Genomic DNA, 23,533 nt, shown 5'->3' with positions numbered 1-23,533 from the left:
CCGCTGGCCGGCACCCCACCTTGCCGGCCAGCGGCCGGCACTACCGCTCAGAGTCGCTCGGCCTTGCCGCTGGCCAGTGCGCGCGCGATCACCTGCTGTGCCTGCTGCGATGCCTGCGCATGCACGCGCGCCTGGCGCTCGCCCAACGCGGCCTGTTGGCTGCCCAGTGCCGCCTGTCGGTTGGCCAGTTCAGACTGCTGTCTGGCCAGGCGCTGCATGTCACGGGTACGGCCGGACTGCGCGGCCTCGCTACGGGCTTCCTGCATCGCACGACGTGCCTCGGCGGCGGCCTCACGTGCAGCCTCTCGCGCCACGGCCATATCGCTGGTCGCGCCGCGCGCCGCCTTCGCCGCTTCCGCCGCCGCCTCGCGGTTGATGTCATGCGCGGCCATCGCGCTGCGCGCGGCCTCGGCAGCGGCCAGTGCGATGCGGCGTGCCTCCTCGCTCTGCAGACGCCCCATCTCGCCCATCTGCTTGCCGAGTTCGCCCTGCTCGCGACCCAGCGCACTCTGCTGGCGGCCCAGTTCGCTCTGCTGGCGGCCCAGATCGGCCGCGCCGCTGTAGGCACGCTGCAGGGTCTGGATCATCATCGGGTCACGCACCACGTAGCGCTTGTCGCCCTGGCGGAACCACAGCGCCGGACCCTTGCCGAGCTGCCTGCGGGCCACCGTCACGTCGTCCATGCCGCCGTTGGCGAAGGTCGAATCGCCATCGACCAGCACGAAGGCCTCCCGGGGCGACTTGCCCAGATCGAGGCGACCGTAGGTCGTGATGGAGGTGGTGGTCGTGCCGTCATGGTCCTCATCCATGCCAGAGGCATCGTCGAGGTAGGCCACGTCGGCATCATCAGGACCGGACGGTTCTTCCACATCAGCCGGCTCGATCGGCGGCGCGGGCGCCACCGGCACGGCCGGAATGCGCGCGGACGAAGGCGGTGCGGGCGGCGCTTTCGGAGCCTTCGGCGGCGGCGGTACCACCGCCTTCGGTGCCGGTGGCACTGGCGCAGCGACCAGCCGCATCGGTGCCACGCCCACCAGCACCACGACGGCGGTCAGTGCCATCGCCAGAATGCGCGGGCAGGCCCGGCGCGGCTGCAGCGAGAGCAGGCGACGCTTGAGGCTGGTGGTGTTCGGTGCAGCACTCGCCACGCCCAGATGCGGCTGCGGTGCCACGCCCAGCTGCAGCAGCAGGCGACCATAAGCCTGGCGGCTGGCGCCGTGCTGGCCGACCACGGCCGCATCCACTGCTTCCTCGCGGGCCTGTGCGTATTCGCGCACCGACAGGCGCAGCAGCGGGTGGAAGAAGAACAGGTGCTGGGCCAGTGCGGGCAGCAGGCCCCACTGCAGGTCACGCCGCTGCAGGTGCTGCAGTTCGTGGGTCAGTGCCAGGTCCAGCGCATCACCCTGCAGGGCGTTGTCGCCGGCCGGCAGCAGCAGCACCGGGCGGAACGGTCCAACCAGCTGCGGTGCGTCCACCTGCGTGCTCATCCACAGCCGCGGCGCAGGGCGCACGCCGTGTGCGTCGGAGGCCAGCTGCAGGGCCTGCACCAGCGCTTCGTCCTGGCAGGGATAGGCGGCGGCCAGCAGCGCCCGGCAGCGGCGCCACTCACCGAAGGTACGCAGGGCCATCAGCAGCACGCCGGATACCCACAGCGCAGCCAGTGCAACGGCCCACCACGCCACTGCCGGCACCTCCGCTGCAGGCATCGGCATCGTCGCCAGCAGCTGCGCCGAGGCTTCCGGCGCCAGCGGGTAGACCAGATCTGCGGCAACGTCGGTGGCGGTCATCGCCACCGCCTGCGGTGCCGGCAGCCAGGCCAGCTGCAGCGGTTGGCTCCAGAACAGGCCGAGCACGGCCTGCAGCGACACCAGCCACCACAGGCGGCAGCGGGTGGCCGCCGACAGCGACGGCAGCGCGCGGCACACGCCGTACACCAGGGCCACCAGCAGCACGGTCTGCAGGCTGGTCCAGCCCAGCCGTTCCAGCAACGGGATCAGCATCGTGGTGTCCATGGCTCAGCCCTCGTGGCGACGCGATTGGAGTTGGGCGACCAGCGCTTCCAGCTCGGCCAGCTCGTTGTCGCTGACCTGCTGGCGCTGCGACAGGTAGGCCACGAACGGTGACACCGAGCCCTGCAGGGTGTTGTCGACGAACTGGGCCACCGCACCCTGCAGCACGCTTTCCGGGCCACGCGTGGCCTGGTAGCGGTAGACGCCGTCCTGCTGCTGGCGACGAAGATACCCCTTCGCCCGCAGCCGCTCCATCATCGTCAGCACGGTGGACCGGGCTAGGCCACGGGCCTCGCCGTAGCCACTGGCGACCTCGCCGACGCTGGCCGGTGCATGTTCATCGATGTACTGCAGCAGGGCCAGTTCCTGGTCCCCGATCGTCTTGCCACGCATGACACCACTCCCTTGACTACACGTGTCGCCACTTTCAGTGTGACGACAACTGTAGTCAACCCCCCGGAAGTCATGGGCCGACGAACGGTAGGGGGGGCGTGCCCCTCAGTACTCCACCCGATACCCGATCGAGAAGGTCCGCCCTGCCGCCGGCAGGCTGGACATCTTCCCGTAGGTCGCCTCGGCCTGCTGGCCATAGACCGTGCGGTAGTCACGATCGGCCAGGTTGTAGATGCCGACACTGAAGCGGCCGCCTGCCAGCGGCAGCTCGCCGATCAGGTCGAACACCGCATAGCCGTGGACCTTCGCCGCCGGGGTAGCGCGGATGCTGGGACTGATCGCTGCGAGTGGTGCATCGCGCCAGGCACGATCGGTCCCGCCCACCACTTGTCCCTGCAAGCGCAGCAGGCTGTCATTGGCGAAGCGCCACTGCCCATGCACACCCGCCTTCAAGGGTGAAACGCGGAACGCATTGAGCTCACGCCAACGTCCGGCAGCATCGCGGTACTGGCCCCGGGTGCTGGCAAGGCTTGCGCCCAGCTCCAGCTGCGCCGTCGGTGTGTAGCGCAGGTTGGCCTCCACGCCCCACACGCGCTCATCGGTGTCGGCCACCGACACGCTGTAGTCGCGGTTGAACTGCACGGTCTTGTCCGAGCGGTTGTAGAACGCGGTCACCGCGCTCTGCAGCGATGCATCGCTGCGGCGCCAGCCCAGCTCATAGCTGTCGACCTTGATCGGGCCGACGTTGCGGCTGTCGATGACGAAGCTTGCCGGTACATCGCGCAGCATGCGCTGGGTGTCCGGCAGGCTGAAGCCCTGCGAGACGTTGGCGAACAGCTGTTGCGATGCATCCAGCCGGTACACCACGCCGGCATTGAACAGGGTCTGCGAGTGGCGCACGCGGCCGCCCCGCAGCAGGTGCGGCTGATACCCGGCAACGGCATCGGCGGTGATCGCTTCGGTGTAGGGAAGCGAGTCTTCTACGCGGTTGCGCAGGATCTGGTGGCGCACGCCGGCCTGCATGCTGAAGCGCTCACTCAGCGAATGGTCGGCCTGCAGGAACAGGCCAGTGGTATCCACGCGCACGTCCGGCCCCATCGCGTACTGCGCGGTGGGCTGGTAATCGAGACCGTTGCTGGCGATGAAGCGGTTGATGTCATACATCTGCCCGCGCTGGCTGTCCTGCTCGCGCTCGTGGTCCACGCCGTACGACAGCTGCAGGCTGCGGCCCGCCACGTCGAAACCCTTGTGCAGCGCCGTGCGCAGGCCCCACACATCGATATCGGTATTGGACTGCATCGCCACATAGGCGAAGCCACCGCGCAGTGCCGGGTGCACCAGCGTCGACACCGACGGGAACCAGCGTCCCTGCTCGTTGCGGTAATAGGCTTCCACGCTCAGTTCCTGCCCGCCCAGTACATCGCGGTTGCGGTACTGCGCATTCACTCCCTGGTGCCGGGTACGCGGCTGCGCCTCCAGCAGCAGGCCGGGCAGCGCCTGGTGGCTGGGCGTGAATGCTGGGTTGAACAGCGCAGCCAGGCGCGGGCCATAGTCGGGGCCATGATCACTGTCCTGCTGATCGTCGAACCAGCGCACGCCCACGCTCAACTGCTGGCTGTCCGTTGGGGTCCAGTCGAAGCGCGCATTGAGTTCGCGGGTCTCGGTGTCCTGCCGATCGGTCTGCGCGATCTCCGGACCGATACGGCGGCCATGCGCATCCAGCGATGCGCCCTGCCGGCCATAGGCGAAGCCGAACGCGCCACTGAACTGATCGCCGCGCACGGTCATGGTCTGCGCGGCGTTCCAGGCCAGCGTGTCACTGGACAGATGCGAGGGACTGCGCAGGCCGAACTGGCTTGCCAGCTGGACCGGCTGATCGCCGGGCTGCAGGGTGATGATGTTGATGATGCCGCCACTGGCGCCGGCGCCATACAGCGCGGTGGCGCCGGAGATCACCTCGATGCGCTCGATCATGGTCGGCGAGATGCTGTTGAGCTGGCGCGACCCATCGCGTGCGCCGGTCAACGGCACGCCATCGATCATCACCTGCACGCTGCGGCCACGCATGGTCATGCCGTAGTTGCTGGTGGTCCCGCTGGCCGGCGCCAGCGACGGCACCAGCTGGCCGAGGATGTCGGCGGTGCTGCGCCCGGCGGTGATCTGCTGGGCAATCTGCTCGCGCTCGATGGCATACACGGTGCCGGCGATCTCGGCTACGCTGCGTGCGCCTCGCACGGCGGTGACACTCACCGCATCCAGTTGCCGGGTGCCAGCCGTAGCGGACGTATTCTGTGCCGCCAGCGGGCCACTGATGGCCAACGCCAGCATCGCCAGCGGAAGGGTTGCTGCGGTCTGCCGCATGGTGTCCTCGTTACGTATCAGGGGGAGTTCGTGGGTGCTGCGAAGCGGCGCATCAGCGGCCGGCACAGCAGCAACCCGAGCGCCGAAACTGCCGCCAGCGCGATGTAGTAGATGGGGTAGCCCAGGCCCTTGGCGAGGAAGCCAGACAACGCGCCGCCGATGAAATTGACCAGCAGTTCGAAGCACACGAGCAGGGTGAAATCAGTGCCGGCCTGGGCACGCGAACTGACCCGCATGAACAGGGCATACAGGCTGGTCATCGCCACATAGCGCAGCGCCAGCAGCGCGATCACCAGCGCGCCCAGGCCCCACCGTGACGTCGCCATCGCACCGCTGTAAAGCATCAACGCCAGCAGTACATACAACACGGTGCGCCACCAGCCAGCGTGCATCAGCAACTGCTCGGCCCGGCGCTGCTTGAGCAGCCAGGCGGCGGCCACCGCAGCCAGCATGCCGGTACCGGCACCACCCACCGAGATCAGCAGCCCGATCTCGGTCAGGCTGAACTGCTGGTCGACCAGCAGCGGATTGATCATCGCCATTGCGGGTGCTTCCACCAACCGATACAGCACGATCAGCAGCAGCGCCCAGCGCAGTTCGCGACGACGCAGCGCACGCAGGATGCTCGGCTGCGGCGCGTCGGGCCTGGCCGGCGTTTCGTTGATCTGCTGCACTGCCAGCAGGGTCAGTGCGCTCATTGCCGCCAGGCTCAGCAGGGCCACGCTCCAGCCGCGGGTTTCATACAGCCACAGCACACCGGCGCCACCGATCATGCTGCCCAGGGCCACGCCCACGCTCTGCGCCATGCTGCCCAGCCGGTGCTCGGCCGGCGCCAGCGCCTCCACGGTATAGCCGTCGATGGCGATGTCCTGGGTGGCGGCAATGGTCGAGATCCACATGCCGACCAGCACGAACACGACCAGGCCATGATCCAGGCCGGTGAACGCCAGCACCAGGATGCCGGCCAGCAGCAACAGCTGGGTCAGCCACAGCCAGCTGCGGCGGCGACCGAGGGCCGGCAGATGCCAGCGGTCCACCAGCGGCGCCCACAGGAACTTCAGCGCCCACGGCAGGTAAAGCAGCGACAACATGCCGATCCAGCGCAGATCCACGCCCTGGCTGCGCAGGATGGCCGGCACCGCCACGTTGTAGAAATACAGGGGCAAGGCATGCGCCATGTACAGCGCGACGATCACGCCCAGGCCGAACGGCGAAGCGGCGGCGCGCTCAGTGCGCATCAGCCTGCTCCAGGTGCTCGCCAATCCAGCGCATGCCCGCGCCGGCATCGGCGGTGACGAAGTACGGCACGGCCCAGGCCGCATGCAGCGCCGGAGTGTCCAGCCGCTGCTGCTCGGCGGCATCGCTGGCGATGCGCACCAGGCCCCGGCAGTACTGCCGGAAGGCGGCCTTGTACTGCTTGTACCAGACCGCCTGCAGGGCACGGTAGTCGTCGCAGAAGGTGGCACCGGGCGCGGTGCTGGCAACGAAGTAGAAGGGGCGGTGGGCATCGATCAGCGCCTGCACGCGGTCCAGCCAGTACCGGATCTGGTGCGCATCCACCGCGCCATGGAAGACGGCACGCAGCACCACCGCCTCGTTGATCACCAGACCCATCGCCATCGACCTTCTTGCTGAACAGGGGAAAGGGGCAGCGAGCCCCCGCAAATGAGAATAATTTGCAATACCATTGAAAGTTTAGGCGCGACGAAAGAAAATTTAGGCACGACAGCATTCGCGGGTGCCTTGCATGCAGGTCTATTCCTGCGCCGAACTGATGAGCGCCGCCCACGCGCTGGGCGGCCGGGTCGACTTTGAATCGGGCCTCCCCGATGCGCTGCCGGTGCTGGCCGGCTGGCAGCAGGTGCAGTCGATGGACAGCGGCCTGGTGCTCTACCTCAGCCGCAGCCAGGACATGGTCGGCGGCCGCAGCCAGAACTGCCTGCCTGCGGGTATCACCGCCAGTTTCCTGCTGCAGGGGCAGGCCGAAGTGGTCATCGCCAACCAGCGCTTGCAGATGGACAGCCGCCGGGACGGGAGCCCGGCGATGCTGGTCCACCTTCGTGAGGAGGAAGCGTTCCAGCGCCATTGGCAGGCGGGTCGTGAGGAAACCAAGGTCAGCCTGCACCTCGGCCAGGACTGGTTGTCGCGCCAGCTCGATGGCATTGCATCGGCCGGACTCACCCGCCTGCGACTGAGCCACGCACGCAACCAGGCGTGGCAACCGCCTGCGCCACTGCTGCGGCGGGCCGCAGCGTTGTTCGGGGCGGAAACGGCGGAGCCGCCTCTGCTGGCCAGCCTGCAACGCGAGAGCTTTGCGCTGGAAGTCGCGGCCAGCGTGGTTCGATCCGTGATCGCCGAACGCGAGGCGCCTGCCCCCAGCGCGCATCTGCGGCGTTGCGTGGACCAGTTGCAACAGTGGCTGCAGAGCGGCGAGGCCGATGGCCTGACCATCAACCAGATGGCGCGCAGGCTGGGTACGAACGCCGTCGACCTGCAAAGCACCTTCCAGCAGCTGCACGGCAGCAGCATCGCCGCCTGGCTGCGTGCTCTGCGCCTGCAACGGGCACACGATGCCCTGCTGCAACGACGGGTGTCAGTGGACGTGGCGGCCAGCCTGGCCGGGTACGCCCATACCAGCAGCTTCAGTGCCGCGTTCAAGCGGCAGTTCGGAAGGTCTCCTTCCCGGATCCGCTAGCCGCAGCAGGCACGCCCCGCGCACACAACCAGTACCTGCCTCGCAGCGCAGGTACTGCTTAAACCTTTTACGCACCCGCTGCATCCGATCCTCGACGCCCCCGCCGGAATTCCGCATGTTCCGCCCAACGCTTCGAGTCGTGCTCATGCTCATCAGTGCCCTGCCCTTCACAGCCATCTCCGCCAGCCAGGACCAGGCCAACGACCAGACCCGCCGCCTGATCCGCCAGATCATGCTGGAGCAGCGCATTCCCGGGCTGCAGGTCGCCGTGGTCAAGCAAGGGCAGATCGTGCTCTCCGAAGCCTATGGCCTGGCCAATGTCGAGAACGGTGTGCTCGCCTCGCGCGACACCCGCTTCCCGCTCAATTCGGCCACCAAGGCGTTCACCGGCGTGGCTGCCGCACAGCTGGCACAACAGGGGCAACTGGATCTGGACGCGCCCGCCTCGCGTTACCTGGATGGTCTTCCGGCCACATGGAGGGAGGTGCGCGTGCGTCAGTTGCTGGCACACACCTCGGGACTGCCGGACATCCTGGATGCAGGCGGACTGCTGGGAGGGGGCTCCGAAGCGCAGGCATGGACGGCAGTCACCGCGCACCCCATCGAAGCAGCGCCCGGGCAGCGCTTTGCCTACAACCAGACCAACTATGTGCTGCTGGCACGGATCATCGCGCAGCAATCGGGCATGTCCTACGAACGCTTCCTCGCCAGCGGTCAGTTCGGCAGCGCGCGCATGGCCCGCACCACCTTCGGCGACAGCTATGACCTGATTCCGGATGTGGCGACGATGTACAGCCTGGCCCCGCGTGCCACCGACGCAGCCGATGCACCGCCGCGCCTGTCGCACTGGTTCTACGACATTCCGCCTTCACTGTGGGCCGGTGGTGGCATCCTCACCACCGCCGATGACACCGCGCGCTGGCTGGTTGCGTTGACCGACGGGCGCCTGCTTCGGGATGCACCTCGGAAGAGGATGTGGACCGCAGAGCGCCTCACCGATGGCCGTGCTGGACCATGGGCGGGCGGCTGGCCGGTGCTGCGCGCATCGCCCGACCTGCAGGTGGCCGGTATCGGCGGCGCGCGCTCGGCCTTCGTCGTGTATCCCGACCGCGACGTCGCGGTGGTGGTGCTGACCAATCTGGTCGGCGCCAATCCGCAGCTGTTCATTCCACGCATTGCCGATCTCTATGCGCCTGCGGTGACCGTGCCCTGAGGCTGCCGGCCAGCGGCCGGCACTACCGTCGGCTCAGCCCCGCGGCCCACCCATCACCGGCAGGATCACCCCGCTGATGTAACTGGCACAGACCGGCGAGGCCAGGAACACATACGCGGGCGACAGCTCTTCGGGCTGTGCAGGCCGGCCCATATCGCTGTCCTTGCCGAACTCGGCGACATCCTCGGCCTGCTTGTCGGCCGGGTTCAGCGGCGTCCACACCGGTCCCGGCGCCACGCAGTTGACCCGGATGCCACGTGGCAGCAGCTGGCTGGCCAGCGACTTGGTGAACGCATGGATCGCGCCCTTGGTGGCGGAGTAGTCGATCAGCGCCTTGCTGCCGAAAATGCCGGTTTCCGAGCCCGTGTTGATGATGCTTGCGCCGTCGCCCAGATGCGGCAGTACCGCGCGCGCCATCTGGATGTAACCGCCGATGTTGGTCTGCAGGGTTTCCTGCAGATGCGCATCTTCCAGGTCTTCCAGCCGTTCGCAGTGCAGCTGGAACGCGGCATTGTTGACCAGGATGTCGATGCCGCCGAACGCCTTGGCCACCTGCTTGACCGCCTTGTTGCAGAAGCGCGGATCACGCACATCGCCGGCGATCACCACGCAGCGGCCGCCTTCGCGCTCCACGTGCTGGCGGGTGATGTCCGCGTCCTCGGCCTCGTCCAGATGCAGTACTGCCACATCGGCGCCTTCGCGTGCGAACAGCACCGCCACTGCACGGCCGATGCCGGAATCGCCACCGGTGACGATTGCACGCATGCCCTGCAGCTTGCCGCTGCCGGCGTAGTCCGGTGCAAGAAAACGCGGCGCCAGCTCCAGTTCGTGTTCATGCCCAGGCTTGGCCAGCTGCTGCGCCGGCATCGCCTCTGGTTGACGGCGTGCGCCGGCCTGGGTCGCGGTCTTCTTTGTTGCCTTCTTGGCCGCGCGGGCGTCCTTGGCCTTCTCCTGGTCCTGCAGGCGCCGTTGCCGTGCTGCGACGCGCGCTGCCCGCGGATCGCTGGCAGCCGCCTTGCGGGTTGCGGTCTTCACCACGCGCGGGCGGTCGGGGTCGGCGACGGTCTTGGTTGCGGTGCTGCCTTTGCGCACCTTCGGCGATGCCTTGCGGCGGACGGGGGTCTTCTTGGCGGTGGCCATGCAGGTCTCCTCGGGGGGGAATGGGGTTGCCGGCCAGCGGCCGGCACTACCGGGCGCGGGCGCCGCACTACCGGGGCGGCATCCGCCGCGCCTGCAGTGTCTCCACCTATGCTGTTGGCGGCAGTGAGCGCACCGTGTCCACGATGTGCACGGTATTCATTCCGCCACCACGTGCGCCGTCGCACGCTGCACGCAACCACACAAGGAACGCCTCCATGAAACATGCCATCGCCACCGCCGCCGTCTGCTTCGCCCTCGCCGCCTGCAGCAGCACACCGATGGCCCAGGTGCAGCCGATCGACGGCGTGATTTCCGGCCAGTGCCATAGCGACATGGTGCGTGGCGCACTCGGCCTGGCCGCCTCGGATGCCACCGTGGCCCGCGCCCGCGTGGACAGCGACAGCCTGCATGTACGGGTGCTGCGTCACGACGGTCCGCGGGTGCCACCGGCGCACGAAGGCGGTGACCGCCTGACCATCGAGAAGGGCCGCACCAACAACATCACCGCGATCTACTGCGGCTGAGCCGGCGCGCCCTGCGCATCACGCGCAGGGTGGCCTGTTCCCACTGGCGCGGCCCGCGCAGGCCGGCCAGCTTCGCCAGTTCGCCGCGCTCCCAGCCGGCGAACACGCACGGATCGATGTAGGCCTTGCGGCATACCGCCGGGGTATTGCCCAGCAGCGCCGCCACCTCGCACACCACCGCGCGCTGCGCCTGCGCCAGCGCGCGCTGGCTGGCCGGTTCCGGCAGCTCGGTGGCGGCGAACGCCTGCACCGCGGCCACGGTACCGCCCCAGGTGCGGAAATCCTTGGCGGTGAAGTCCTCGCCCATCACCTCGCGCAGATAGTCGTTCACTGCACCGGAATCCACCGGCTGCAGCGCACCTTCATCGTCGCGGTACTGGAACAACGCCTGCCCGGACAACTGCTGCAGGCGCCGTACCAGCAGTCCCAGCCTGCGATCGCCCACGGTCACGTCCTGCAGCTGGCCGGACTTGCCACGGAAGCGCATGCGTACCCGGCCGCCACGCAGCAGCTCCAGATGGCGGTTGCGCAGCGTGGTCAGTCCGAACGAACGGTTCTGCTGGGCGTAGGTCTCGTTGCCGACCCGCACCAGGGTGTCGGCCAACAGCGCGACCACCACCGCCAGCACCTTCTCGCGCGGGAAGCCTGGCCGCTTGAGGTCACGCGACAGGCGCCTGCGCAGCATGGGCAAGGCCTCGCCAAACGCGATGATGCGGTCGAACTTGCCGGCGTCGCGCTCCTTGGCCCAGTCGGCGTGGTAGCGGTACTGCTTGCGCCCGCGCGCATCGCGCCCTGTGGCCTGCAGGTGGCCATTGGCGTGGGTACAGATCCACACCGCGGTATAGGCCGGCGGGATCGCCAGCGCACGGATGCGTTGCAGGGTGGTGGCGTCGCGTATCGCGTGGCCATCGGCATCGCGGTAACTGAAACCCTTGCCGGCGCGGCGGCGGCTGATGCCCGGCTGGGTATCGTCGACATAGCGCAGGCCAGCCGCGCGCGCGGCCTGTCGTTCGGGGGTGGAGGGGGTTGGCATGCCAGTAGTGTCGCCGTCGACATGCCGCGATCCTGTCGATAACACAAGACAAACACGTGAGGGCCGGTTCGCCGCTATGCTCGGGTCTTCACAACCCCTTCCGGAGTCATGATGTCGTTCCCGATTCGCGCCCGTTCGCTCTCCGCCCTGTTGCTGCCGGCCGTGCTGGCGCTGACCGCCTGCCAGGCACCGGCGCTGGACGAACAGGATTCGGCCACCGCCCATGCCCAGCAGGCGGCCGAGGCCGCCAAGGCACCGGCCGACGACACCGGCAAGGCCACCGAGGCACCGCCGGTCGGCACCTGCGACGCCAGCCAGGTGCAGAGCCTGGTCGGCCAGGCCTACACCGACGCGCTCGGCAAGCAGGCGCAGGAAGACGCCGGCGCCAGCCAGGTGCGCGTGCTCAAGCCCAACGACGTGGCCACGATGGAGTTCCTCGGCGACCGCCTGAACATCGAAGTGGACGACAAGGGCGCCGTCAGTGGCGCGCGCTGCGGCTGAGTCAGACCCCGCGCCGGCACACGGGTGCCGGCGCTTTCTGTTGCACCTGCAACCGTGTATTGCGGCGTTGCAGCAACCTGTGATCTAGTCGAGGCATCCGGTGGCCTCACGATGCGCTCCAGGGATTGAGCGGGCTTGAGTGTCCCCGTTCAATTCATTCCGCATCGAGGTAGAGATGGCCCCCCGCAACCGCCAAGGGCTTTACGACCCGCGCTCCGAGCGCGATGCCTGTGGATTTGGCATGGTCGCCCAGCTCGACGATCAACCATCGCGCCTGTTGGTTGATACCGCCATCGCCGCGCTTTCGCGCATGACCCACCGTGGCGGTGTCGCCGCCGATGGCCTGACCGGTGATGGCTGCGGCCTGCTGCTGCGCCGCCCGGATGCGTTCCTGAAACTGCTCGCCAGTGAAGCCGGCATCAGCGTCGCCGCACGTTTCGCCGCCGGCGTGGTGTTCCTGCCGCACGACGCCGATGCCGCGCAGGCATGCCGCGCGCAGCTGCAGGCGCAGGTGGAGGCCGTAGGTTGCAAGGTCGCCGGCTGGCGCGAGGTGCCCACCGATGACAGCGTCTGCGGCCAGCTCGCGCGCGACACGCTGCCGCGCATCGAGCAGGTGTTCGTGGACGCGGGCATCGGCCAGGATGATGCCGGCTTCGCGCTGGCGCTGTTCCTGGCCCGCCGCCGCAGCGAACAGCAGCTGCGCGAACACGCCGACTTCTACGTCACCACCCTCACCCCGGATGCGATCAGCTACAAGGGCATGGTGCTGCCGGACAAGCTCAGCCGCTTCTTCCCGGACCTGCAGCGCCGCGAGCTGGCCTCCAGCGCGATCGTGTTCCACCAGCGCTTCTCCACCAACACGCTGCCGCGCTGGCCGCTGGCGCACCCGTTCCGCATGCTCGCCCACAACGGCGAGATCAACACCATCGAAGGCAACCGGCGTTGGGCGCAGGCGCGCAGCAAGGTGTGGAAGACGCCGCGCTTCGACATCGCCGAGTTCGACCCGGTCATCTCCATGCATGGCTCGGACTCGCAGAGCCTGGACAACATGCTGGAGCTGATGGTCGCCGGAGGCATGGAGCTGATCCAGGCGCTGCGCATCCTGGTGCCGCCGGCCACGCAATCACTGGAATTCAAGGATCCGGACCTGGCCGCGTTCTACGAATTCCACGGCCTGAACAGCGAACCGTGGGATGGCCCGGCCGGCATCGTCGCCTGCGACAGCCGCTATGCGGTGTGTACGCTGGACCGCAACGGCCTGCGCCCGGCGCGCTGGATGCTGACCGCCGACCGCCACTTCCTGGTCGCCTCCGAAGCGGGCGTGTGGGAAGTGCCGACCGAGCGCGTGGTGCGCAAGGGCAAGCTCGGCCCGGGCGAGATGATCGCCATCGATCTCAAGCGCGGCGACCTGCTCGACTCCGATGCGGTGGACCGCATCAACCGTGGCCGCGCGCCGTACAAGCAGTGGCTGCAACAGGGCGTGACCTACCTGCAGACCGAACTGATCGATCCATCGCTGGTGGAAGAGCCCTTCGACGAAGGCACCCTGCGCAGCTACCACAAGCTGTACCAGCTCAGCAGCGAGGAAGTGGAACAGGTGCTGCGGCCGCTGGCCGAAACCGAACAGGAAGCCACCGGCTCGATGGGCGACGACACGCCGATGGCAGTGCTGAGCCAGCGCAGCCGCCCGCTGTATGACTACTTCCGCCAGGCCTTTGCGCAGGTCACCAACCCGCCGATCGATCCGCTGCGCGAAGACTGTGCGATGTCGCTGTCCACCCAGCTCGGCAGGGAGACCAACATCTTCCATGCCGGCCCGGAGACGGTGAACCACGTCATCCTCAACTCGCCGGTACTGAGCCAGCGCAAGCTGCGCCAGCTGCTGAAGATGGACCAGTACGTGCAGGCCAACCGCCTGCTCGACCTGTCCTACGGCGAGGACGAAGGCCTGCGCGCCGGCATCGAGCGCATCTGCGCCGAAGCCGAACAGGCCGCCCGCGAGGGCATGGTGATGCTGCTGTTGTCCGACCGCTACCCGGTGGCCGGGCGGCCGATGGTGCATGCGCTGCTGGCCACCAGTGCCGTCCACCACCACCTCTCGCGGCTGGGCCTGCGCTGCGACGTGAATCTCATCGTCGAGACCGGCACCGCGCGCGACCCGCACCACATGGCCTGCCTGCTCGGCTTCGGCGCCACCGCGGTGTATCCGTACCTGGCCTACCAGACCCTGTTCGACCTGGGCCGCCGCGGCATCCTCAAGCTGAGCAAGGGGGGTGAGCAGTCGCAGATCGGCCGCCGCTATCGCAAGGGCGTGTACAAGGGCCTGTCCAAGATCATCTCGAAGATGGGCATCTGTACCGTGGCCAGCTATCGCGGCGCGCAGCTGTTCGAGATCATCGGCCTGGAACCGGAGGTCGTGGACCTGTGCTTCCCGGATACCGCTTCGCGCATCGGCGGTGCCGGTTTCGCGCGCCTGGATGCCGACGCACGCGAGCTGTGCGCGCAGGCCTGGGACGCGCAGCAGGACGTGGATGTCGGCGGCCTGCTGAAGTACGTGCACGGCGGCGAGTACCACATGTACAACCCGGACGTGGTCACCACCCTGCAGCGCGCGGCGCGCAGCGGTGACCCGCGTGCCTGGCAGCAGTACTGCGATGCCGTGCATGCGCGCCCGCCGTCTGCACTGCGCGACCTGCTGCAGCTGGTACCGGCCGCCTCGCCGACGCCGATCGATGACGTGGCACCGGCCAGCGAACTGTTTCCGCGCTTCGATACCGCGGCGATCAGTCTCGGTGCGCTGTCACCGGAAGCACACGAGGCACTGGCGATTGCGATGAACCGCCTCGGTGGCCGCAGCAATTCCGGCGAAGGCGGCGAAGACCCCGCACGCTATGGCACCGCCAAGCGCAGCAAGATCAAGCAGGTGGCCTCGGGCCGCTTCGGCGTCACCGCCGAATACCTGGTCAATGCCGAGGTACTGCAGATCAAGGTCGCGCAGGGTGCCAAGCCCGGCGAAGGTGGCCAGCTGCCCGGCCACAAGGTCAACGAACTGATCGCGCGGCTGCGCTATGCGCGTCCGGGCATCGGCCTGATTTCGCCGCCGCCGCACCACGACATCTATTCGATCGAGGACCTGGCGCAGCTGATCTACGACCTCAAGCAGGTCAACCCGACCGCGCTGGTGTCGGTGAAGCTGGTCAGCCATGCCGGCGTCGGCACGATTGCCGCGGGCGTGGTCAAGGCCGGTGCGGACCTGATCACCATCTCCGGCCATGACGGCGGCACCGGCGCGTCGCCGGTCAGCTCGATCCGCTATGCCGGCGTACCGTGGGAACTGGGCGTGGCCGAAGCGCACCAGGCGCTGCTGGCCAACGACCTGCGCGGGCGTACCCTGCTGCAGACCGACGGCGGCCTGAAGACCGGCCTGGACGTGGTCAAGGCCGCGCTGCTGGGTGCGGACAGTTTCGGCTTCGGCACCGCACCGATGATCGTGCTGGGCTGCAAGTACCTGCGCATCTGCCACCTCAACAACTGCGCCACCGGCGTGGCCACCCAGGACGAGCGCCTGCGCGAGAACCACTTCACCGGCCAGCCCGAGCGCGTGGAGAACTTCTTCCGCCTGCTGGCCGAGGAAGTACGTGGCTGGCTGTCGTACCTGGGCGCGCGTTCGCTGGAAGAGATCGTCGGCCGTACCGACCTGCTGCGGCAGATCGACGCCGCGCCGCGCGACGGCGTGCGCGTGGACCTGTCACGCCTGCTGGCCGATGCCCGCTACGAGGGCAGTCACTGTGCCGCGCAGCGCCTGTACGAATCGCCGGACAGCCTGGCCACGCAGATGGACGGCCTGCTGGCCCCGGCCATCGAACACAAGCGCGGTGGCGAACATCGCTTCCTGATCCACAACACCGACCGCAGCATCGGCACCCGCCTGGCCGGTGCGGTGGCACGCGCACACGGTAACCAGGGCATGGCCGAGGCGCCGCTGGAACTGCGTTTCCGCGGCAGTGCCGGGCAGAGCTTCGGCGCGTTCAACGTCGGTGGCCTGCACCTGGAAGTGGAAGGCGAAGCCAACGACTACGTCGGCAAGGGCATGGCCGGCGGCCGACTGGTGGTGCGTCCACCGCGTGGCGCCCGCTTCGAGGCACGCAGCACCGCGATCATCGGCAACACCTGCCTGTACGGTGCCACCGGCGGTGAACTGTTCGCTGCCGGTCGTGCCGGCGAACGTTTCGCCGTGCGCAATTCCGGCGCGCTGGCGGTGGTGGAAGGCGCCGGTGACCACTGCTGCGAGTACATGACTGATGGCGTGGTGCTGGTGCTGGGCAAGGTCGGCCTGAACTTCGGTGCCGGTTTCACCGGCGGGCTGGCCTACGTGCTGGACGTCGACCGCGATTTCGTCGACCGCTACAACCACGAGCTGATCGACATCCATCGCGTGTCCGCCGAAGGCTTCGAGAACTACCGCCAGCACCTGCACCGCCTGATCGGCCGCCATCGCGAACTGACCGGCAGCATCTGGGCGCAGCAGATCCTGGACGAGTTCCGCGACTACATCGGCAAGTTCTGGCTGGTCAAACCCAAGGCCGCCAGCATCGAGTCGCTGACCGAAACCCTGCGACGCGCCGCGTGATGTTTTCCGGTAGTGCCGGCCGCTGGCCGGCAACGTTCCCCCTTGCATTCCAGAGCCCGCCATGAGCCGCAAGCACGCCTTCCAGTTCCTCGACCTGCCCCGCACCATGCCGCAGCGCATCCCGGTGGAACTGCGCACGTCCGGCGACTGGGGCGAGCTGTACGGCAAGTTCGGCAAGGAGGATGCCCAGTACCAGGCCGGCCGCTGCCTGGATTGCGGCAACCCGTACTGCAGCTGGAAGTGCCCGGTGCACAACGCCATCCCCCAGTGGCTGCAGCTGGTGCAGGAGAACCGCATCCATGAGGCGGCCACGCTGTGCCACAGCACCAACCCGCTGCCGGAAGTGTGCGGCCGCGTGTGCCCGCAGGACCGCCTGTGCGAAGGCAGCTGCACGCTGGAGGAGTTCGGTGCGGTCACCATCGGCGCGGTGGAGAAGTACATCGTCGATACCGCACTGGCCAGTGGCTGGCGCCCGGACCTGGGCGCGGTACAGCCGACCCGCCACAGCGTGGCGGTGATCGGTGCGGGCCCGGCCGGGCTGGCCTGTGCCGACCGCCTGGCCCGCGCCGGCATCGCCGCCGTGGTCTATGACCGCTATGAGCAGATCGGCGGCCTGCTGCAGTTCGGCATTCCCAGCTTCAAGCTGGACAAGGACGTGATCCATCGCCGCCGCGAAGTGCTGGAGGGCATGGGCGTGCAGTTCCGCCTCGGCGTGGAGATCGGCCGTGACCTCAGCGTGCAGCAGTTGCTGGAGACCCACGATGCGGTGTTCGTCGGCACCGGCGCCTACCGCTACACCGACGGTGGCCTCGACGGCCAGGACCTGAAGGGCGTGCTGCCGGCCCTGCCGTTCCTGGTGCAGAACAGCCGCATCGTTGGCGGCGATGACCCGAAGGGTCGGCCGATTGCCGGCTGGGAAGACACCATCGCCCTGCCCGACCTCAACGGCAAGCGCGTGGTGGTGCTCGGTGGTGGCGATACCGGCATGGACTGCGTGCGCAGCGCGGTGCGCCTGGGCGCGGCCAAGGTCACCTGCGCCTATCGCCGCGACGAAGCCAACATGCCTGGCAGCGCGCGCGAAGTAGCCAATGCACGCGAGGAAGGCGTGCGCTTCCTGTTCAACCGCCAGCCGCTGTCGATCGAAGCCGGCGCCGACGATGAAGTGATCGGCGTGACCGTGGTGGAAACCCGGCTGGGCGAGCCCGATGCCAATGGCCGCCAGAACGCGGTGCCGATCGACGGCAGTGAATCGCTGCTGGAGGCGGATGTGGTGATCATCGCCTTCGGCTTCTCGCCCAGCGTGCCGGCGTGGCTGGCCGAACTGGGCGTGGAAGGCCAGTCCAATGGCCGCATCGTGGCCGGTGGCAAGGACCGCCTGCCGTTCCAGACCGCGCATCCGCGCCTGTTCGCCGGTGGTGATGCGGTGCGCGGCGCCGACCTGGTGGTGACCGCCGTGGCCGAAGGCCGCGACGCCGCTGCCAGCATCGTGCGGCTACTGAGCCGCTGAATCCGGCGCAAGCAGCACGGTCAACAGCGCACGCAGTTCCTGGGTTTCCACCGGCTTGGCCAGGAAGTGGTCGATGCCGGCGGCACGACAGGCCTCGCGGGTGCGATCCAGCACGCTGGCAGTGAGGGCGATGATCGGCACCTGCGCACGCGTCGGGCAAGCGTCGGCGCGGATCGCCCGTGCCAGCGCGAAGCCGTCCATGTGCGGCATGTGGCAGTCGGTGATGACCAGGTCGAACGATTGCGCCCGCCAGGCCTCCAGGGCCTGCCGTCCATCCTCGCAGGCATGCACCTGCAGTCCCAGGTCGCACAGGCGCTGCTCCAGCAGGAGCAGGTTGGTGGGATGGTCATCGGCCACCAGTACCCGGGCCGGTGACAGCCGCCGCGTTGCCACGATCGGCAGAGGCAGTGGCTCCACGGGCAACGCACAGGCAGCCAGCTCCAGCTCCATCCTTACCGTGGTGCCCTCGCCTGGCGTACTGCACAGTTGCAGGTCCGCGCCCATCGACTCGGCCAGCTCGCGGCAGATCGCCAGGCCCAGGCCGCTGCCGCCGAAGCGGCGCGTTGTGGATGCCTCGGCCTGGGTGTAAGCGGCAAACACGGCCTGCTGCCGTTCCGGACTGATGCCCACACCGCTGTCACTCACCTGCAGGCGCAGGCGCTGGCCGCCATCGAACGGCCGCAGCACCTGCACCCGCAGTTCCACGCCTCCGTGCTCGGTGAACTTGAGCGCGTTGCCGGCAAGGTTGAACAGGATCTGGCGCAGGCGCAGGCCGTCGGCAAGCGATCCAACCTGCAACGCCGGATCCAGCTCGGCGCGCAGGTACAGACCACGGCTGGCCGCCACCGGCATCAACAGCTGCTGCACCGCCCGCACCAGTGCCCCCAGGTCCGTGGGCCGCAGCTGCAGCGGTGCAACCTGCAATCGCTGGCTGTGCAGCACATCGTCGAGAATCTGCCGCAGCATCCGCGCTGCATCACCGACCGTCGCCAGCACCTGCTGCTGGCCCGGGTCCAGCGCGCTGCCGGCCAATCGTTCGAGCATGCCCAGCAGGGTGCTCATCGGCGTGCGGATCTCGTGGCTCATCGTGGCCAGGAAGTGGGTCTTGGCCTGCGCTGCCTGCTCGGCCTCCCGGCGCGCTTCGGCCAGTGCGCGGGTGCGCGACTGGGCTTCGCTGACGTCGATCCAGTAGCCACTCCATTCGACATCGCCGTCATCGCAGGACAGCGGCCGCCCATGTGAGCGCACCCAACGCCAGCCCTGTGGCGATCGCGTGCGGAAGGTGACGTCGATCGGGCCACGCGCCAGCGCGGCGGCATCGACCGCGTCCATCAGCCGATTGCGATCATCAGGGTGGACCGCTGCCAGCAGGCGCTGCTGGTCGATCAGTGCGGTTTCCACGCTGATCCCGAACAAGGTCTGCACGTCACCTGCAATCTGCGGAAAACTGTAATAGCCCGCGGCGGAGCGTCGTGCCTGGTAGACCACGGCAGGCAGATTCGAGGTTACCTCCTGCAGGCGTTGCGCGGCTACGCGGCGGCGCGCGCTTTCACGATGCACGCGCCAATAGCCGAAGGCGTATACCAATGCGAGCGCCAGCAGGATCAGCGAGGCCGGTACCAGCCAGCGCAAGGGTGACGATGGCGACTGGCTGCGTGGCACGGCCGGCAACCAGGCTGCACGGATCGCCTCGCGCTGCGAATCACTCAGCTGCGACACGGCGTGGTCGAACCCGCGGATGACATCGGCACAGGCGGGCACGGTGGCCAGCACCAGCGCGTCGTCGATTCCCGCCGGTGCCGCGACCACCAGCGGGTCTCCCTGGTAGCGGCGCAACGCGGCCTCGACCTCGCCGAGATTGGCGATCACCGCGTCGACCAGGCCGGTGCCCAGCAGCGACAGCGCGTGGTCCATCGGTGCGGGGGGCAGCAGTTGCGCACCGGGCGCCTGCTCGGCCAGCGGCGCAGCCAGCGGCAGTGGGTCGGGACTGGCCACGGTGCGCCCGCGCAGCGCCTCAAGTCCGATGACCGGTGGCGCATCCCGGCGCCGCACGATCACCTGCGGCAGCTGCAGGTAGGGCGCGCTGGCCACCCAGCCGACGGGCACCTGTGAGCGTGGCCACCCCAGCAGTGCCTGGGTGCCGTGGGGCAATGCCCCCTCGGCCACCGCAACGCCCGGCAACGGCTGCATCTGCAGCGGACGCTGTGCTTCCAGCAGTGCCAGGTACCCTGCGCTGAGCCCACGCGCCTGGCCCTGCTCACTGGAGGACAACGGTGCGCGGTCGGCAGGCCACGCGATGCGCAGTGGCGACTCACAGCCAGCGGCGGCGGCAGTCGCAGGCAGCAGCAGGCAGGCCATGACCACAGCGGCAGGCAGGCCAGCGACGTTCACGATGGGCATCCTCATTTCGCGGGCGGAAGTACACGGCCGCGCAGCGGTACCGCTGCCTGCCACGCTAGCGACGTGTGGACAGGCCGCAATGAAGAAAGTTGTAAAAGCATCCGGAAAGGGGAATGCCGACATACACTGCCGCCTTCACCCGTATCAGCGGAGCTTTCGATGCGCATCGGCCTGGCTGCCAACCGTCTCCACCACCACGACGCGCGCGCCGCCCTGTTCCGCTGGCTGCGTGTCAGCGAACCCGGCCTGCGCGAACTGGGGGTGTCACTGCATGCGGTCGGGCGCACCCACGATGCGATCGAACGGCAGGGATTCCTGGCCGGCTATGGCGGCCTGCACCGCTATCCCTATGGCCGCGAGGGTGGCTTGATGAAACTGGTGGCCGAGGTGGTCGGGATGGGCCCGGAGCGGACACTGGATGGTGCGATCTATCTGATCGATCCGGTCGATCCGTCCTCGGTGTTTCCGGAAGCCACGGCATTGAAACGGCAGTGCGTGATCCACGGCAAGCCGTTCATTTCGACTGTGGCCACCGCACGCGACTGGGTGGAGGTGGAGCGCATCCATGCTGGACTGGCTGCCGATGCTGGCGCCGACGACCTGCATGCGTTCGAAGGACAGACGCTGGCGCTGATCGCGCACGACGCGATGAAGCCGGCGATGCTGGCCTTCGCCGACGAGCACTTCGATGTGCTGGCACGGTTCGGCGAGCGCGTGGCGACCGGCACCACTGGCCAGCGCTTGAACGAACTGGCCTGGGGCCGCGGCTGGCCCAGTGATGCGCCGTGGGTGACGCGCTACCAGAGCGGCCCGATGGGGGGTGATGCGCAGATTGCCGACCGGGTGCTGGAGGGGCGTTGCCAGCGCGCGATCTTCTTCGAGGATCCACACGTGGCGCGCCAGCATGAGGCGGATATCCAGCTGCTGGAGCGCGCGGTGACGACGGTGACCGATCAGGCGGTGTGCATTACAGCGCCGCGGGTGGCGGCGCGGTGGGCGACGGCGGCGGCGTTGCGGGCGGGGTGAGGGTTTCGGCCAACGGCTGAGCCCCTCGTGGTGGGTGGGGCCTGCGCGGTCATGAGGTTGGCCGGGACGGGTGGAATTGCGGGGGACGCCGTGAACCCATCCATGGGGGCTTGGCCGCGGCATCCATGCCGCGGACACCCCCGCAATCCCACCCATCCCGTCCTTCGACAGTTTCCGGTGTGCCCACCACGGAAGAAAGAAAGAAGAGCAGGAGCGAAAGCGGGTCGCGCGCTGCGCGCGCTTTTGTAGAGCCGAGCCATGCTCGGCTGCTGTTGATCGCGAGGGCTGAATATCCGCGCTGCGCGCGTTAGCCGAGCATAGGCTCGGCTCTACAACAGCTGGCGGAGCATAGCTTTCAAGCGGCGCCCTTCGAGCTGGAAGTAATCGCGCTGTTCGCGCCAGGCGGGGAAGCGCTGTTCCACTTCGTGCCAGAACGCGGGTGAGTGATTCGGCTGGATCAGGTGGCAGAGTTCGTGCACCAGCACGTACTCGAACGCGGCCGAACGGCCGAGTACGAGTGCCAGGTCCAGTGCCATGCTGCCATCCGGCGCAAGTGAGCCCCATTGCGAGGACATCACCTTCAGGCGCAGGCGGCTGGGTGCGCGCGGCAGGGTGGGCAGGTACTTCGGCAGCCAGCGGCCGACGTCGGCGCGGGTCTGTGCTTCGTAGAACTCGCGCAGCAGGCGACGCAGGGTGGCGTCACCACCACGGGTCGGCCACTGCACGCAGGCACCATGCGCGTCGATCTCCAGGCGCGCGTAGCGGCCTTCCTGCCAGCGCAGCGGCAACAGTTCGCCGCGCAGTGGCAGCACGCCGTCTTCGCCCGGCCGCAGCGGTGCCGGCAGGCCCTGGCCCTGGTACTGGCGCAGCTGCAATGCCAGCCAGTCGCGGTGCTGTTCCAGGAAGCGTTCGCCCATCACCAGGCTTGCGCGCGGTGGCAGGGTCAAGCGTGCGCCGCGTTCGTCCACGCTCAGCTTGATGCGGCGCGCGCGTGGATCACGCACGCGCAGTACCTCGATCTCGGCATCCTCCAGGCGCAGGCGAACGGTGTCGCGCTGTACGGTGGCGGGCGGGGTCGGGCTGATCAGGCGGCGCAGCAGACGGCTCATGCGCCCAGCATAGCGCCGCTTCGGGCCGCCGGATGACCGGCGGCCGTCGGGCTGCCTGTTCAGTCAGCCTTGCTGAGCTTGAAGGCTTCTTCCAGCAACAGGAACAGGCGGCGGATCTCGGCACTCTGCAGGGCGAAGCGGGCATCGAACTCGGCGCGGCGGCCGTCTTCGTCGGCATGCTCCAGCTGGTCCAGGGCGCCGTCGAGGAACTTCAGCTTGCGCACGATCAGGTCGTCGCCGATGACGAAGGACAGGTTGTCCTCGAAGATCAGCGCCAGCTTGGTCACCTGCTTGCCGGCGTCCAGGTGCTTGTCGATCTCGTCGCAGCGCAGTTCCTGGTGCTGGCACTTGACCACCGCACCGCCCTCCACCGGGTCCTTCATCTCGCATTCTTCGCCCAGGCTCAGCCCGGTCGGCAGCGGCTCGCCGGCGATCCAGCCGGTCAGGATCGAACGCGGTGCGACTTCGGCGTTCAGCGGCATCGCCGGGAAGCTGCCGAGCAGGCCGCGGATGTCGGACATGAAGTACTCGCCGGTCTTGCGGCTGGAGGTATCCACCGCGACGTAGCCGTGCTGCAGGTCGATGAAGGCGTCGTTGCGCGAGGACTTCACGAAGGCACGCGGCAGCAGTTCATGCAGCAGGTCGTCCTTCATGCGCTTGCGTTCGCGGCCACCCGGGCGGCGGCCTTCCTTCTCCTCGATCTCCTCCAGCTTGCGCTCAAGCAGGTCGTTGACCACGGCCGCCGGCAGGATCTTGTCCTCGCCGCCCACGGTCAGCCACAGGTGTTCGGCGATGCGGTGGGAGAGCAGTTCCTTCTCCTCGCGGCCGAACGGCGAGATGAAGCCGCGCGAATTCATTTCCAGCGCGCCGACCGGCTTCAGCAGGGCGTGCGGCAGCAGGGTATCGACTTCGGAAAAATCGGTGGTGGTCGGGAAACGGAAGAACGTCAGGTTGCGAAAGAACATGGAATTCCGGATGGCAAAGAGGAAGGG

The 23,533-nt window shown here is 68.2% G+C and carries 17 protein-coding genes; 7 read left to right on the top strand and 10 right to left on the bottom strand.

Features of this window, described 5'->3' with window-relative positions:
- Nucleotides 1-47 precede the first annotated feature (47 nt).
- From D5301_RS19970 to D5301_RS19950, 5 genes are all read right to left on the bottom strand, one after another.
- Nucleotides 48-2,012 (bottom strand): M56 family metallopeptidase, encoded by a 1,965-nt coding sequence (locus tag D5301_RS19970; protein WP_153856680.1) that lies wholly within the window; start codon nucleotides 2,010-2,012, stop codon nucleotides 48-50.
- A gap of 3 nt (nucleotides 2,013-2,015) precedes the next feature.
- Entirely contained in the window at nucleotides 2,016-2,402 is a 387-nt protein-coding gene (locus tag D5301_RS19965) for a BlaI/MecI/CopY family transcriptional regulator (RefSeq protein WP_153856679.1), read from the bottom strand.
- A gap of 105 nt (nucleotides 2,403-2,507) precedes the next feature.
- The gene (locus tag D5301_RS19960; RefSeq protein ID WP_153856678.1) at nucleotides 2,508-4,763 is read right to left on the bottom strand and encodes a TonB-dependent receptor; all 2,256 of its coding nucleotides are present in this window, start codon (nucleotides 4,761-4,763) and stop codon (nucleotides 2,508-2,510) included.
- Between the two features lie 17 nt (nucleotides 4,764-4,780).
- A complete protein-coding gene (locus D5301_RS19955; protein ID WP_153856677.1) occupies nucleotides 4,781-6,001 on the bottom strand; it encodes an MFS transporter in 1,221 nt (406 codons plus the stop codon).
- Nucleotides 5,991-6,383 carry a hypothetical protein gene (locus D5301_RS19950; RefSeq protein ID WP_223224697.1) on the bottom strand — a complete coding sequence of 131 codons (393 nt, stop codon included), beginning with the start codon at nucleotides 6,381-6,383 and terminating at the stop codon, nucleotides 5,991-5,993. Before D5301_RS19950 ends, D5301_RS19955 begins: the two co-directional genes overlap by 11 nt.
- A gap of 127 nt (nucleotides 6,384-6,510) precedes the next feature.
- Here D5301_RS19950 and D5301_RS19945 point away from each other — a divergent pair, with 127 nt between their 5' ends.
- Both D5301_RS19945 and D5301_RS19940 read left to right on the top strand, forming a co-directional pair.
- The gene (locus D5301_RS19945; protein WP_110710663.1) at nucleotides 6,511-7,458 is read left to right on the top strand and encodes an AraC family transcriptional regulator; all 948 of its coding nucleotides are present in this window, start codon (nucleotides 6,511-6,513) and stop codon (nucleotides 7,456-7,458) included.
- A gap of 145 nt (nucleotides 7,459-7,603) precedes the next feature.
- On the top strand, nucleotides 7,604-8,671 hold the full coding sequence (locus tag D5301_RS19940) for a serine hydrolase domain-containing protein (protein ID WP_153856676.1): 1,068 nt from the start codon (nucleotides 7,604-7,606) through the stop codon (nucleotides 8,669-8,671).
- 33 nt (nucleotides 8,672-8,704) lie between these two features.
- Here D5301_RS19940 and D5301_RS19935 read toward each other — a convergent pair whose 3' ends face one another.
- Entirely contained in the window at nucleotides 8,705-9,811 is a 1,107-nt protein-coding gene (locus D5301_RS19935; RefSeq protein ID WP_153856675.1) for an SDR family oxidoreductase, read from the bottom strand.
- A gap of 215 nt (nucleotides 9,812-10,026) precedes the next feature.
- Between D5301_RS19935 and D5301_RS19930 the strand changes: the two genes are divergently transcribed.
- Nucleotides 10,027-10,335: a hypothetical protein gene (locus D5301_RS19930; RefSeq protein ID WP_099552786.1), complete on the top strand. Its 309-nt coding sequence runs from the start codon at nucleotides 10,027-10,029 to the stop codon at nucleotides 10,333-10,335.
- Here D5301_RS19930 and D5301_RS19925 read toward each other — a convergent pair.
- Nucleotides 10,313-11,368, bottom strand: coding sequence for a DNA topoisomerase IB (locus D5301_RS19925; protein ID WP_153856674.1), 1,056 nt, complete (start codon nucleotides 11,366-11,368; stop codon nucleotides 10,313-10,315). The genes D5301_RS19930 and D5301_RS19925 overlap by 23 nt on opposite strands.
- Nucleotides 11,369-11,479: 111 nt before the next feature.
- On the opposite strand from D5301_RS19925, the gene D5301_RS19920 reads away from it, so the two are divergent.
- The 3 genes from D5301_RS19920 (at nucleotide 11,480) to D5301_RS19910 (ending at nucleotide 18,006) form a co-directional block, all read left to right on the top strand.
- A complete protein-coding gene (locus tag D5301_RS19920; RefSeq protein WP_153856673.1) occupies nucleotides 11,480-11,869 on the top strand; it encodes an I78 family peptidase inhibitor in 390 nt (129 codons plus the stop codon).
- Nucleotides 11,870-12,044: 175 nt separating this feature from the next.
- Nucleotides 12,045-16,499, top strand: coding sequence for a glutamate synthase large subunit (gene gltB, locus D5301_RS19915; protein ID WP_153856672.1), 4,455 nt, complete (start codon nucleotides 12,045-12,047; stop codon nucleotides 16,497-16,499).
- Between the two features lie 61 nt (nucleotides 16,500-16,560).
- Nucleotides 16,561-18,006, top strand: a complete 1,446-nt coding sequence (locus tag D5301_RS19910) for an FAD-dependent oxidoreductase (RefSeq protein ID WP_110710660.1) — start codon at nucleotides 16,561-16,563, stop codon at nucleotides 18,004-18,006.
- On the opposite strand, the gene D5301_RS19905 is transcribed toward D5301_RS19910, so the two are convergent.
- Nucleotides 17,992-20,397: an ATP-binding protein gene (locus D5301_RS19905; protein WP_164162284.1), complete on the bottom strand. Its 2,406-nt coding sequence runs from the start codon at nucleotides 20,395-20,397 to the stop codon at nucleotides 17,992-17,994. The genes D5301_RS19910 and D5301_RS19905 overlap by 15 nt on opposite strands.
- Before the next feature lie 168 nt (nucleotides 20,398-20,565).
- Here D5301_RS19905 and D5301_RS19900 point away from each other — a divergent pair, with 168 nt between their 5' ends.
- Complete coding sequence (locus tag D5301_RS19900; protein ID WP_110710659.1) at nucleotides 20,566-21,432, top strand: methylglyoxal synthase; 867 nt, start codon at nucleotides 20,566-20,568, stop codon at nucleotides 21,430-21,432.
- A 329-nt stretch (nucleotides 21,433-21,761) separates the two neighbouring features.
- Here D5301_RS19900 and D5301_RS19895 read toward each other — a convergent pair whose 3' ends face one another.
- Entirely contained in the window at nucleotides 21,762-22,541 is a 780-nt protein-coding gene (locus D5301_RS19895; protein WP_110710658.1) for a SprT family zinc-dependent metalloprotease, read from the bottom strand.
- A 59-nt stretch (nucleotides 22,542-22,600) separates the two neighbouring features.
- Nucleotides 22,601-23,506, bottom strand: coding sequence for a recombination-associated protein RdgC (locus tag D5301_RS19890; RefSeq protein WP_005411825.1), 906 nt, complete (start codon nucleotides 23,504-23,506; stop codon nucleotides 22,601-22,603).
- Nucleotides 23,507-23,533 lie beyond the last annotated feature (27 nt).

Source organism: Stenotrophomonas sp. MH181796, assembly GCF_009659995.1.
Lineage (GTDB): Bacteria > Pseudomonadota > Gammaproteobacteria > Xanthomonadales > Xanthomonadaceae > Stenotrophomonas > Stenotrophomonas riyadhensis.
Note: the sequence above shows the minus strand (reverse complement) of the source record. Positions and strands in the feature narration are given on the sequence as shown.